This is a genomic window from Streptomyces sp. NPDC058955, assembly GCF_042741435.1.
Taxonomy (GTDB): Bacteria; Actinomycetota; Actinomycetes; order Streptomycetales; family Streptomycetaceae; genus Streptomyces.
Window position 1 is genome coordinate 24,366 of record NZ_JBHYKM010000014.1, and the last position, 13,073, is coordinate 37,438.

The following is a 13,073-nucleotide window of genomic DNA, read 5'->3' on the forward strand; positions in this document are numbered from 1 at the left end:
CTGACAGACAGACAGGCAGACAGACAGCACGACGACACGGACGAGACAGACGACACGGACGGCACGGAAGGCATGGAGGGGAAGAACGACATGGGAATGACGTACGAGCGGGTGCGGAAGGCGCTGGGGGCGTTCTGGGCGACCCGGCGGGCGGCCCTGCGGACCGACACCGGGATGAGCACCGTCGAGTACGCGCTGGGCCTGCTCACGGCGGCGGGCGTCGCGGTGATGTTCTACAAGGTCATGACCGGCGGGAGCGTCTCGGGTGCCCTGGAGTCGCTGGTCACCAAGGCTCTCGATGCGCCGTTCTGACGGGGCTCGGGCTCGCGACCTGGCCAGGGCTCGCGACCGGGGGTCGGTGACCGTGGAGGCGGCGATCGTGCTGCCGGTGCTGGCGCTCTTCGCGATGGCGCTGCTGTGGGCGCTGGCCGCGTCCGCCGCGCAGATCCGGTGCGTGGACGCGGCCAGGGCCGGGGCGCGGGCGGCGGCCCGCTCGGAGCCCGCGGCGGCCGTCACCGCCGCCGCCCGGGCCGCCGCGCCCGAGGGCGCGCGGGTGGCGGTGGCGAGGGAGGGGGACCTGTGGCGGGTGACGGTGGAAGCGGCCGCGCCGGGGCCGGGCGGCCTGGGCGTGACCCTGCGGGCCGGAGCGGCGGCGCTCGCCGAGGACGTGGTCGGGGGAGGTGGCCCGGCGTGAGCCGAGGACGGCGGGACGGACACCCGGGCGTGTGGGCCGGGAGGAGACGCCGGGGCGCCGGCCCGGGTGCTCGGGACGGCGACCGGGGTGCGGCGACCCTGTGGACGGCCTTCGCGGCCTTTGCGCTGTGCGTGGTCTTCGGGGCGGTGCTGGCGCTCGGGCAGGCGGTCGCCGCCCGGCACCGGGCGGGCGGCGCCGCCGATCTCGCGGCCCTCGCCGCCGCCGACCGGGCGCTGTGGGGCGAACAGGTGGCGTGCGCGGCGGCCGTCCGGGTCGCCGCCGCGCAGGGGGCCGAGCTGGTGCGGTGCGGGGTGGCCGGCGCGGAGGCGGAGGTGACGGCGCGGGTGGTCCGAGGGCCCTGGGCCCCCACGGTCAGGGCGCGGGCGGGACCTGCCCCGACGGTGCCTCCTCCGCCGGGGAATTCGGCTGTTGTGGCTTCTCCGCCGGGGAATTCGGCCGTGGTGCCTCCTCCGTGGGGGGCCGGCTCTCCTCGGGGGCCTCGCGGAGGAGTTCCGTGAGGAGGCGGACGGCGCCTCGCTTGTGGAGGGGGTCGTTGCCGTTGCCGCACTTGGGGGACTGGATGCAGGACGGGCAGCCGGTCTCGCACTCGCAGGAGGCGATCGCCTCGCGGGTGGCGGCGAGCCAGTCCCGGGCGGTGTGGAAGGCGCGCTCGGCGAACCCGGCGCCGCCCGGGTGCCCGTCGTACACGAAGACGGTCGGCAGCAGGGTGTCCGGGTGGAGGGGGACGGAGACGCCGCCGATGTCCCAGCGGTCGCAGGTGGCGAAGAGCGGCAGCATCCCGATGGAGGCGTGCTCGGCGGCGTGCAGGGCGCCGCCGAGGATCTCCGGGGTGATCCGGGCGGCGTCGAGCTGGTCCTCGGTGACCGTCCACCACACGGCCCGGGTGCGCAGGGTGCGGGGCGGCAGGTCGAGCTTGGTCTCGCCCAGCACCTCGCCCGTGATCAGCCGGCGGCGCAGGAAGGAGACGACCTGGTTGGTGACCTCGACGGAGCCGTAGCAGAGGCGGCCCGAGCCCCAGGGGATCTCGGTGTCGGTCTCCAGGACGCGGATGGAGGTGGTGTCGCGGGCGGTGGTCGAGTACGGCGGGACGGCCTCCTCGACGAGGGCGACGGAGTCCTCCAGGTCCAGCTTCCGCACCAGGTAGGTGCGGCCCTGGTGGAGGTGGACGGCGCCTTCGTGGACGGCGGTGTGGGAGGCGGCCTCGTCGACCGTGCCGAGGAGCCGGCCGGTGCCCTCCTCGACGATCCGGACCGGGCTGCCGCCCCCGCCCCGGATGTCGGCGAGGTCGGCGGCCCGCTCGCGGCGGGTCCAGTACCAGCCGCCGGCGCGGCGGCGCAGCAGCCCGGCCGCCTCCAGCTGGGGCATGAGGCCGGGGGCGGCGGGGCCGAAGAGGGCGAGGTCGGTCTCGGTGAGGGGGAGTTCGGAGGCGGCGGCGCAGAGATGGGGGGCGAGGACGTAGGGGTTGTCGGGGTCCAGGACGGTCGACTCGACCGGCTGGTCGAAGATCGCCTCGGGGTGGTGGACGAGGAAGGTGTCCAGCGGGTCGTCGCGGGCGATCATCACGGCGAGGGCGCCCTCGCCGGAGCGGCCGGCCCGGCCCGCCTGCTGCCACAGTGAGGCCCGGGTGCCGGGATAGCCGGCGATGAGGACGGCGTCGAGGCCGGAGACGTCCACGCCGAGTTCCAGGGCGGTGGTGGCGGCGAGGCCGAGGAGTTCGCCGGAGTGCAGGGCCCGCTCCAGGGCGCGGCGCTCCTCGGGGAGGTAGCCGCCGCGGTAGGCGGCGACCCGGCGGGCGAGGGCCCGGTCGGTCTCGGCGAGCCGTTCCTGGGCGATCACCGAGATCAGCTCGGCGCCGCGCCGGGAGCGGACGAAGGCGACCGAGCGGACGCCCTGCCGGGTGAGGTCGGTGAGCAGGTCGGCGGTCTCGGCGGTGGCGGTGCGGCGGACCGGCGCACCGCGCTCGCCGTGCAGCTCGGTGAGGGGCGGCTCCCACAGGGCGAAGACCAGTTCGCCGCGCGGGGAGGCGTCGTCGGAGACCTCGGTGACGGGCAGGCCGGTGAGGCGGCCGGCGGCGCGGGCCGGGTCGGCGGAGGTCGCGGAGGCGAGGAGGAAGACCGGCTCGGAGCCGTACCGGGCGCAGACCCGGCGCAGCCGGCGCAGGACCTGGGCGACGTGCGAGCCGAAGACGCCCCGGTAGGTGTGGCACTCGTCGATGACGACATAGCGCAGCGAGCGCAGGAAGGAGGACCACCTGGGGTGGGAGGGGAGGATGCCCCGGTGCAGCATGTCGGGGTTGGTGAGGACGTAGTTCGCGTACTGGCGGACCCACTCGCGTTCCTCGACCGGGGTGTCGCCGTCGTAGACGGCGGGCCGGATCCGGTTGCCGAGCGGGGCGGCGAGCTCGCGGACGGCGCGGCGCTGATCGGCTGCGAGGGCCTTGGTGGGGGAGAGGTAGAGGGCGGTGGCCCCGCGTCCGTTCGCGGCCTCCGCGCCGTCGAGGAGGGTGGAGAGGACGGGCGCGAGGTAGGCGAGCGACTTGCCCGAGGCGGTTCCCGTGGCGATCACCACGGACTCGCCGTCGAGGGCGTGCTCGGCGGCCTCGGCCTGGTGGGCCCAGGGGTGCTCGATCCCGGCGTCCTGGACCGCGGCGATCACCTCGGAGCGGATGCGGTCCGGCCAGACGGCATGACGGCCCGCCCGGGCGGGCATGTGCTCCATATGAGTGATGCGCGCGGCCCGGCTCTCGCCGGAGGTGAGCCGTTCGAGGACCCGGTGCGGGGAAGGGCGGCTGCCCGTGTCCCCGGCGGGTCGAGCGGTGCGGTGATTCTTGGCCATCGGCACCGAGTGTGTCACCGGCGTGACGGACAATGCTTCCAAGGCGTCGTGCATGGCTGCTGGTAAGTGATTGAATGCCATCGCGGCTGGCGATTCGTTCTCCGACTCCGCCCGGGAGATCCGAGGGGGCGAACGCCCGATAGCAAGGTGCTGGAGGATCCGTGGACCTGTCCCTGTCGACTCGCACTGTGCCCGGAGCTGGCGGCGACCGTACGGTCGTCGAGGTCGGTGGCGAGATTGATGTTTATACCGCGCCCAAGCTGCGCGAGCAGTTGGTCGAGTTGGTGAACGACGGCAGTTACCACCTGGTCGTCGACATGGAGGGGGTGGACTTCCTCGACTCCACCGGCCTCGGCGTGCTCGTGGGCGGCCTGAAGCGCGTGCGCGCGCACGAGGGCTCGCTGCGCCTGGTCTGCAACCAGGAGCGCATTCTCAAGATCTTCCGGATCACGGGCCTCACCAAGGTCTTCCCGATCCACACCTCGGTCGACGAGGCCGTCAACGCGGTCGACTGACCGGGGGGATCCCATGGCCACCGTTGAACTCCGCTTCAGTGCCCAGCCCGAGCACGTCCGCACGGCCCGCCTGGTGGCGGCCGCGGTCGCCCGCCGGGCCGGGGTGGACGAGGCGGTTCTCGACGAGGTACGGCTCGCCGTCGGCGAGGCGTGTTCCCGTGCGGTCGGGCTGCACCGCAGCAACGGCCTCACCACGCCGATCCGGGTCGTGCTGACCGAGGAGGAGAAGACGTTCTCCATCGAGGTCGGCGACGAGGTGCCCGGTGCGGGCGCGGCGGGTGCCGCCGGTGTTCCCGGCGCGCGCGCCGAGGCCCCGGGGGAGACCGCCGAGGACGCCGAGGCGGGCGGCGAGGACGAGATGGGCCTCGCGGTGATCCGCGGGCTCGTCGACGACGTCGAGGTGACCGCCGGCGAGGACGGCGGGACCATCAGGATGAGCTGGCCCACCACCCCGGCGGAGGCGGACGCGGACGTCCTGTCCTGACGCCGCGCCCCCGGAGACGTACGCGAAGAGGCCCTGCCGTGGACGGCGGGGCCTCTTCGCGCGTTCCGGGCCGGCCCCAGGGGCAATCGATGGATTCCGCCGGGGTGCCGCCCCAGGGATCCGGTTTGTCCCGCTTCGGCTGCCTATGATCCGTGCCCATGCACCCGCAACCGGAATTGGCCCAGGCCCCCGCCGCCCTCGCCGCGGCGGTGCTCACCAGCGGGAACCGGACGATCGTCGCCGTCGTCGCCGGTGTCGCCCTCGCCGCACTGGTCACCGCCCGGCTCTTCGGCCGCCAGGTGCTCAAGGCCGACGAGGGCACCCCGGTGATGCGGCGGATCGCCGCCGCCGTGCAGGAGGGCGCCAACGCCTACCTCGCCCGCCAGCTGCGTACCATCGCGCTCTTCGCCGTCGTCGTCTTCCTCCTCCTCATGGCGCTGCCCGCCGACTCCTGGTCGCAGCGGGCCGGCCGCTCGCTGTTCTTCCTGGTCGGGGCGTTGTTCTCGGCGGTCACCGGATACGTCGGGATGCGGCTGGCCGTGCGGGCCAACGTCCGGGTCGCGGCCGCCGCCCGGGAGGCCGCCCCGGCCCCCGGCGAACCCGGCCGGGACCCCGCGGAGGCCGCCCGCCGGGCCATGCGGATCGCCTTCCGCACCGGCGGCGTCGTCGGCATGTGCACGGTCGGCCTCGGACTGCTCGGCGCCGCCTGCGTCGTCCTCGTCTACGCCGCCGACGCGCCGAAGGTCCTGGAGGGCTTCGGCCTCGGCGCCGCCCTCATCGCCATGTTCATGCGGGTCGGCGGCGGCATCTTCACCAAGGCCGCCGACGTCGGCGCCGACCTGGTCGGCAAGGTCGAGAAGGGCATCCCCGAGGACGACCCGCGCAACGCCGCCACCATCGCCGACAACGTGGGCGACAACGTCGGCGACTGCGCGGGCATGGCCGCCGACCTCTTCGAGTCGTACGCCGTCACCCTGGTCGCCGCCCTCATCCTCGGCAAGGCCGCCTTCGGCGACCACGGCCTGGTCTTCCCGCTGATCGTGCCCGCGATCGGGGTCCTCACCGCCGTCATCGGCATCCTCTCCGTCGCCCCCCGGCGCTCCGACCGCGGTGGGATGCGCGCCGTCGACCGTGGTTTCTTCGTCTCCGCCGTCGTCTCCCTCGTGCTCGTCGCGGTCGCCGCCTTCGTCTACCTGCCGTCGTCCTACGCCGGACTGGACGGGGTCACCGAACCCGGGCTGACCGGCCACGACGGCGACCCCCGGGTGCTCGCCCTCGTCGCCGTCGCCATCGGGATCCTGCTCGCCGCGCTCATCCAGCGGCTCACCGGCTACTTCACCGAGACCGGCCGCCGACCCGTCCAGGACATCGGCAGGTCCGCCCTCACCGGCCCCGCCACTGTCGTCCTCGCCGGCGTCGCCATCGGCCTGGAGTCCGCCGTGTACGCGGCGCTGCTCATCGCCCTCGCCGTCTACGGGACCTTCCTGCTCGGCGGCGCCTCCGTGATGCTGGCGCTCTTCGCGGTCGCGCTCGCCGGGACGGGGCTGCTCACCACGGTCGGCGTGATCGTCGCCATGGACACCTTCGGCCCGGTCGCCGACAACGCGCAGGGCATCGCGGAGATGTCGGGGGACGTCCGGGGCGCCGGCGCGCAGGTCCTCACCGAGCTGGACGCGGTCGGCAACACCACCAAGGCGATCACCAAGGGCATCGCGATCGCGACCGCCGTCCTCGCCGCCGCCGCGCTCTTCGGCTCGTACCGGGACGCCATCGCCACCTCGGTCGCCGAGGTCGGCGCCAGGGCCGGCGAGCTGACGCTCTCCATGGACATCTCCCAGCCCAACAACCTCGTCGGACTGATCCTCGGCGCCTCCGTCGTCTTCCTCTTCTCCGGACTGGCCGTCAACGCGGTCTCCCGGTCGGCCGGTTCGGTGGTGTACGAGGTGCGGCGGCAGTTCCGCGAGCACCCCGGGATCATGGACGGCAGCGAACTCCCCGAGTACGGGCGGGTCGTCGACATCTGCACCAGGGACGCGCTGCGCGAACTCGCCACGCCCGGGCTGCTCGCCGTCACCGCCCCGGTGGCCGTCGGCTTCGCGCTCGGCGTCGGCCCGCTCGGCGCCTACCTCGCGGGGGCGATCGGTACCGGCGCGCTGATGGCGGTCTTCCTCGCCAACTCCGGCGGCGCCTGGGACAACGCGAAGAAGCTGGTCGAGGACGGCAATCACGGCGGCAAGGGCAGCCCGGCGCACGAGGCGACGGTGATCGGCGACACCGTCGGCGACCCGTTCAAGGACACCGCGGGACCGGCGATCAACCCGCTCCTGAAGGTGATGAACCTGGTGGCGCTGCTGATCGCCCCGGCGGTGGTGCGGTTCGGCTACGGCGAGGACGCGAACCCCTGGGCGCGGGCCGGGATCGCCGTCCTGGCGCTGCTCGTCGTCACGGTCGCCGTCCGCGCCTCCAAACGGCGTCCGGTGGCCGTCGCCTGACGTGGCGTCCGTCTCATTTCCGTGGCGCGCGGGCCCCCTGGAGGCCCGGCGCCGCTTGGTTCAAACGGATTCAACACGGGAGGAATCCCTCGCACGAAAGGTGGAAGTCGTCCGCGCGGCGTGTATGTTCCGGGGCCGAGAGTCTTGGAAGGGACCGATCCGGTGAACAAGAAGCTTGCGGCAGCGCTGTCCGGCGGTGCGGTACTGGTGCTCGTGCTGTCCGGCTGCAGCGAGGACGAGGGCGACAAGGTCAACGACTGGGCCAAGTCGTTCTGCGACCAGGCGAAGCCGCAGATCCAGAAGCGGGCCGACGCCCACCAGATCATCATCTCGACCGCGGCGGACAGCCGTCCGGCGGAGATCCAGGCCGCCGACTCCAAGGCGTTCAAGGACATCGCGGACGCCGACCGGGCGCTCGCCAAGGCCGTGGAGACCGCCGGCGTCCCGCCGATCGAGAACGGCGAGAAGGTCCAGAAGGACGTCATTGCCGAGCTCAACGCGACCGCGCTCGCCTACGACGGGCTGAAGAAGCAGGTCGACGCGCTCGACCCGACGAACCAGCAGAAGTTCGCCGAGGGGCTGAAGGACGTCGCCGACGGCCTCACCAAGATCGAGAAGATGGACCAGAACGCGCTGGCCAACCTGGAGAACGGCGAGCTGGGCCAGGCCATGGCCAAGCAGCCGGGCTGCCAGAAGCCGACCCCGTCGGTGCCGAAGACGCCGTCCGGCTCCGCCTCCCCGAAGGCGGGCGCCACGGCCACGCCGACCACCTCCGCGTCCCCGAAGCCCAAGGCGTCGGCCTCCTCGGAGTAACACCCCGGGTGCCTCGCCCCCCCGCGCCGACACGGCCGCCCGCCGCGGCGCGGGGCGGGGCGGCGAGCCCCCGTCGGACGTCGCGTCCGCCCGGATTCCACGCGCCCGGCCTACACGCGTCCGGATCGCCCGCGCCCGGACCACACCCGTCCGGATCGCCCGCGCCCGGGCCGGTCCGCCCGGACTGTCGGTGCCCGGGCTGTCGGGGGTGGCGGTCACAATGGGACGCGTGAGTACGACCAGCCTGACCACCAGCCTTCCGGTGCCCGCGCACGCCGACCGACTGCGCGAGGCCCTGCTCGCCGCGGACTTCACCGCCGACGGTCTGCTCGACCGGCTCGGCGCCCCCGCCTACGCGGCGCTCGCCCGCAGCGAGACCGTGCCCGCCCTGCGCGCCACCCGCGGCGACTCCCCGCTGGAGACCCTCGTCCGGCTCTTCCTGCTCCAGCGGGCCGTTGAGCCCGCCCGGGCCGCCGCCGCCCTCCCGCTGAAGGAGGCCCTGGCCGACGGCTGGGTGGTCGAGGAGGACGGCGCCGTGCGCGCCACCGTCGACGTCCGGCCGTACGGCGGCCCGGCCGGCGAGGACTGGTTCATCGTCTCCGACCTGGGCTGTGCCGTCGGCGGCGCCGGCGGCATCGGCTCCAAGGAGGAGGGCGTCGTCCTCGGCGTCGGCGGCGCCTCCACCACGCTCGCCGGCATCACCGTCCGCACCCCGGTCGCCGCCGCGCTCGACCTCGGCACCGGCTCCGGCATCCAGGCCCTGCACGCCGCCCAGCACACCACCCTGGTCACCGCCACCGACCTCAACCCGCGGGCGCTGGAGTTCACCAGGCTGACGCTCGCCCTCTCCGGGGCCCGCGAGGCCGAGCTGCTTGAGGGCTCGCTGTACGAGCCGGTCGACGGCGACACGTACGACCTGATCGTCTCCAACCCGCCGTTCGTGATCTCCCCCGGCTCCGGCCTCACCTACCGGGACGGCGGGATGAGCGGCGACGACCTGTGCCGCACCCTCGTCCAGCAGGCCGGCGAGCGGCTGAACGACGGCGGGTACGCCCAGTTCCTCGCCAACTGGCAGCACGTCGACGGCGAGGAGTGGCAGGATCGGCTCCGCTCCTGGGTGCCGCGCGGCTGCGACGCCTGGATCGTCCAGCGCGAGGTGCAGGACGTCACCCAGTACACCGAGCTGTGGCTGCGCGACAGCGGCGACCACCGCGGCGACCCCGAGGCGTACGCGGCGGCGTACGACCGCTGGCTGGACGCCTTCGAGGCGAGCGGCACCCGGTCGATCGGCTTCGGCTGGATCACCCTGCGCCGCGACCCGGCGGTGGCCGCCGGGAAGGCCGAGCCGTCGATCGTGATCGAGGAGTGGCCGCACCCGGTGGAGCAGCCGCTCGGCCCGGCCGTCCGCGCCCACTTCGAGCGCCAGGACTACCTGCGCACCCACGACGACGCGGCCCTGCTCGCGGACAGCTTCACGCTCGCCCCCGAGGTGGTCCAGGAGCAGGTCGGGCTGCCCGGCGCCGAGGACCCCGAGCACGTCGTCCTCCGGCAGAACCGGGGCATGCGCCGCGCCACCCGGGTCGACCACGTGGGCGCCGGGTTCGCGGGCGTCTGCGACGGCACCCTCAGCGCCGGCCGGATCCTCGACGCGATCGCCCAGCTCATGGGCGAGGACCCGGTGCTGCTGCGGGACCGCACGCCGCAGTCCATCCGCCTCCTCGTGGAGGAGGGCTTCCTCACTCCGGAGTCCCTGCTTCCGGAGGAGGGGCCGGTCGCGGAGTAGTGGGGCACTACCGGCCATCTTCGTGAAACCGTACGGCCCGGCCCGCGTCGTTCACCCGGAATTCGCGTCCCTGACGCCGGGAGGTGTCAGCCTCCCTTCCAGGACACATCGGGGAGACGGGCACCGCGCGGGCACGGCGCCGGGACGGGAAGCGGGTACGGGCATGGAGAGCGGGCCGGCGATCTTCGCGGGAGCGGCGTTCACGCTGTTCGGAGGCGCTCTGCTGCTGTGGACCACCGTCCGGGTCCGGCAGGGCGAGCCGGTCGCGCTCGGCGTCGCGCCCCGTGCCGCCGCCACCCTGGCGGGCCTCGCCGGGGCGCTCTTCCTCGGCCTCGGCCTCTGGTGCTTCGGGCGCCTCTGAGCCGCCGCCCGCGCCACCCGCTGAGACCCGCCCCACATCGAACCGCCCCGCCGGTCCGGCAGTCCGGGCGGCAGGAAGGGCAGGAGTCGGGTTACCGTTCGAGTGGCCGTTGCGGGCTTTCCCTGTTTGACACGGGGGCGGGTTGTACCGTCACACTCCGCAGCGACGCCAGCGTCACCGTGCGTGTCGCTGACGTGCGTGCCAGCGCAGACCGCGTCGACCGGAGAGAAGAGCGAAGTTGTCCCCGACCAGCGAGACCGCACACGGCGGCCGCCGACTCGTCATCGTCGAGTCGCCTGCCAAGGCGAAGACGATCAAGGGCTACCTCGGCCCCGGCTACGTCGTCGAGGCGAGCGTCGGGCACATCCGTGACCTCCCCAGCGGCGCCGCCGAGGTGCCGGAGAAGTACACCGGCGAGGTGCGCCGCCTCGGCGTCGACGTCGAGCACGACTTCCAGCCCATCTACGTCGTCAACGCGGACAAGAAGGCGCAGGTCAAGAAGCTCAAGGACCTGCTTGCCGAGTCCGACGAGCTCTTCCTCGCCACCGATGAGGACCGCGAGGGCGAGGCCATCGCGTGGCACCTCCAGGAAGTCCTCAAGCCCAAGGTCCCGGTCCACCGGATGGTCTTCCACGAGATCACCAAGGACGCGATCCAGGCCGCCGTCGCCAACCCGCGCGAGCTGAACAAGCGGATGGTCGACGCCCAGGAGACCCGCCGCATCCTCGACCGCCTCTACGGCTACGAGGTCTCCCCGGTGCTGTGGAAGAAGGTCATGCGCGGCCTCTCCGCCGGCCGCGTGCAGTCCGTCGCCACCCGGCTCGTCGTCGAGCGCGAGCGCGAGCGCATCGCCTTCCGCTCCGCCGAGTACTGGGACCTCACCGGCACCTTCTCCACCGGCCGGGCCGGCGACCCGAGCGACCCCTCGTCCCTCACCGCCCGCCTCGCCGCGGTCGACGGCAAGCGCGTCGCGCAGGGCCGTGACTTCGGCGCCGACGGCCGGCTGAAGAGCGACACCGTGCTCCACCTCGACGAGGAGAAGGCCCGCGCGCTCGCCGCCTCCCTCGCCGACACCCGCTTCTCCGTCCGCTCGGTCGAGTCGAAGCCGTACCGCCGCTCCCCGTACGCGCCCTTCCGCACCACCACCCTCCAGCAGGAGGCCAGCCGCAAGCTCGGCTTCGGTGCCAAGGCGACCATGCAGGTGGCGCAGAAGCTGTACGAGAACGGCTTCATCACCTACATGCGTACGGACTCCACCGTGCTCTCCGACACCGCCGTCGCCGCGGCCCGCGCCCAGGTGACGCAGCTGTACGGCGCCGACTACCTGCCGGAGAAGCCGCGCGTCTACGCCGGCAAGGTCAAGAACGCGCAGGAGGCGCACGAGGCGATCCGGCCTTCGGGTGATCGTTTCCGCACCCCGGCCGAGACCGGTCTGACCGGCGACCAGTTCAAGCTGTACGAGCTCATCTGGAAGCGGACCGTCGCCTCCCAGATGAAGGACGCCACCGGCAACTCGGTCACCGTCAAGATCGGCGGCACCTCCGCCGACGGCCGCGACGCCGAGTTCTCGGCCTCCGGCAAGACGATCACCTTCCACGGCTTCATGAAGGCCTACGTGGAGGGCGCCGACGACCCGAACGCGGAGCTCGACGACCGCGAGCGGCGCCTGCCGCAGGTCGCCGAGGGCGACGCGCTCGCCGCCGAGGAGATCACCGCCGACGGCCACGCCACCAAGCCGCCCGCCCGCTACACCGAGGCCACCCTGGTCAAGGAGCTGGAAGAGCGCGAGATCGGCCGCCCGTCGACGTACGCCTCGATCATCGGCACCATCCTCGACCGCGGCTACGTCTTCAAGAAGGGCACGGCCCTCGTGCCGTCCTTCCTCTCCTTCGCCGTGGTCAACCTGCTGGAGAAGCACTTCGGCCGGCTCGTCGACTACGACTTCACCGCCAAGATGGAGGACGACCTCGACCGCATCGCCCGCGGCGAGGCCCAGTCCGTGCCGTGGCTGAAGCGTTTCTACTTCGGCGAGGGCGAGGGGGCGACCGGCGGCGCCGCCGACGCCGGCAACGGCGACGGCGACCACCTCGGCGGCCTCAAGGAACTGGTCACCGACCTCGGTGCCATCGACGCCCGCGAGATCTCGTCCTTCCCCGTCGGCAACGGCATCGTGCTGCGCGTCGGCCGCTACGGCCCGTACGTCGAGCGCGGCGAGAAGGACCAGGAGGGCCACCAGCGCGCCGACGTGCCCGACGACCTCGCGCCCGACGAGCTCACCGTCGAGTACGCCGAGGAGCTGCTCGCCAAGCCGAGCGGCGACTTCGAGCTGGGCACCGACCCGGTCAGCGGCCACCAGATCGTCGCCAAGGCCGGCCGCTACGGCCCGTACGTCACCGAGATCCTGCCCGACGACGTCCCGAAGACCGGCAAGAACGCGGTCAAGCCGCGCACCGCCTCCCTCTTCAAGGACATGTCCCTGGACACCGTCACCCTGGAGCAGGCCCTCCAGCTGATGTCGCTGCCGCGGGTGGTCGGCGCCGACGCCGAGGGCGTCGAGATCACCGCGCAGAACGGCCGGTACGGCCCGTACCTGAAGAAGGGCACCGACTCGCGGTCGCTGACCAGCGAGGACCAGCTCTTCACCATCACGCTGGAAGAGGCGCTGGCGATCTACGCCCAGCCCAAGCAGCGGGGCCGCGCTGCCGCCAAGCCGCCGCTGAAGGAGCTCGGCACCGACCCGGTCAGCGAGAAGCCCGTCGTCGTCAAGGACGGCCGCTTCGGCCCGTACGTCACCGACGGCGAGACCAACGCGACCCTGCGCACCGGCGACAGCGTCGAGACGATCACGCCCGAGCGCGGCTACGAGCTGCTCGCCGAGAAGCGCGCCAAGGGACCGGCGAAGAAGACCGCCAAGAAGGCCCCGGCGAAGAAGACCGCGGCCAAGAAGACGGCCGCGAAGAAGACCACCACGGCCAAGAAGACCGCGGCGAAGAAGACGACGACCGCCAAGAAGACGACGGCGGCCGCCAAGAAGGCCGCGGCGGCCAAGCCGGAGTAGTCCGCGGCGGCGCAGGT

10 protein-coding genes and 1 pseudogene are annotated in these 13,073 nt (G+C 73.3%); 10 read left to right on the forward strand and 1 reads right to left on the reverse strand.

Annotated features, from left to right (window positions below; translation table 11 throughout):
- Positions 1 to 90: 90 nt before the first annotated feature.
- The 3 genes and pseudogenes from ACFW1I_RS08725 to ACFW1I_RS08735 form a co-directional block, all read left to right on the forward strand.
- Positions 91 to 312, forward strand: a complete 222-nt coding sequence (locus ACFW1I_RS08725; RefSeq protein ID WP_384667602.1) for a DUF4244 domain-containing protein — start codon at positions 91 to 93, stop codon at positions 310 to 312.
- Positions 299 to 694, forward strand: coding sequence for a TadE family type IV pilus minor pilin (locus ACFW1I_RS08730; protein ID WP_384667605.1), 396 nt, complete (start codon positions 299 to 301; stop codon positions 692 to 694). Before ACFW1I_RS08725 ends, ACFW1I_RS08730 begins: the two co-directional genes overlap by 14 nt.
- 29 nt (positions 695 to 723) lie before the next feature.
- Positions 724 to 1,026, forward strand: a pseudogene (locus tag ACFW1I_RS08735) (Rv3654c family TadE-like protein); the annotation flags it as partial.
- A 40-nt stretch (positions 1,027 to 1,066) separates the two neighbouring features.
- Here ACFW1I_RS08735 and ACFW1I_RS08740 read toward each other — a convergent pair.
- The gene (locus tag ACFW1I_RS08740; protein ID WP_384667607.1) at positions 1,067 to 3,631 is read right to left on the reverse strand and encodes a DEAD/DEAH box helicase; all 2,565 of its coding nucleotides are present in this window, start codon (positions 3,629 to 3,631) and stop codon (positions 1,067 to 1,069) included.
- An 80-nt stretch (positions 3,632 to 3,711) separates the two neighbouring features.
- Here ACFW1I_RS08740 and ACFW1I_RS08745 point away from each other — a divergent pair, with 80 nt between their 5' ends.
- The 7 genes from ACFW1I_RS08745 (at position 3,712) to topA (ending at position 13,056) form a co-directional block, all read left to right on the forward strand.
- On the forward strand, positions 3,712 to 4,065 hold the full coding sequence (locus ACFW1I_RS08745; RefSeq protein WP_030749286.1) for an STAS domain-containing protein: 354 nt from the start codon (positions 3,712 to 3,714) through the stop codon (positions 4,063 to 4,065).
- 13 nt (positions 4,066 to 4,078) lie between these two features.
- Complete coding sequence (locus ACFW1I_RS08750; protein ID WP_384667609.1) at positions 4,079 to 4,549, forward strand: ATP-binding protein; 471 nt, start codon at positions 4,079 to 4,081, stop codon at positions 4,547 to 4,549.
- Between the two features lie 158 nt (positions 4,550 to 4,707).
- Positions 4,708 to 7,041: a sodium-translocating pyrophosphatase gene (locus ACFW1I_RS08755; RefSeq protein ID WP_384667611.1), complete on the forward strand. Its 2,334-nt coding sequence runs from the start codon at positions 4,708 to 4,710 to the stop codon at positions 7,039 to 7,041.
- 162 nt (positions 7,042 to 7,203) lie between these two features.
- Positions 7,204 to 7,854 (forward strand): small secreted protein, encoded by a 651-nt coding sequence (locus ACFW1I_RS08760; RefSeq protein WP_384667614.1) that lies wholly within the window; start codon positions 7,204 to 7,206, stop codon positions 7,852 to 7,854.
- Positions 7,855 to 8,074: 220 nt separating this feature from the next.
- Positions 8,075 to 9,637 (forward strand): methyltransferase, encoded by a 1,563-nt coding sequence (locus ACFW1I_RS08765; RefSeq protein ID WP_384667616.1) that lies wholly within the window; start codon positions 8,075 to 8,077, stop codon positions 9,635 to 9,637.
- 163 nt (positions 9,638 to 9,800) lie between these two features.
- Entirely contained in the window at positions 9,801 to 9,998 is a 198-nt protein-coding gene (locus ACFW1I_RS08770) for a hypothetical protein (protein ID WP_384667619.1), read from the forward strand.
- Between the two features lie 238 nt (positions 9,999 to 10,236).
- Complete coding sequence (gene topA, locus ACFW1I_RS08775; RefSeq protein WP_384667622.1) at positions 10,237 to 13,056, forward strand: type I DNA topoisomerase; 2,820 nt, start codon at positions 10,237 to 10,239, stop codon at positions 13,054 to 13,056.
- Positions 13,057 to 13,073: the final 17 nt, after the last annotated feature.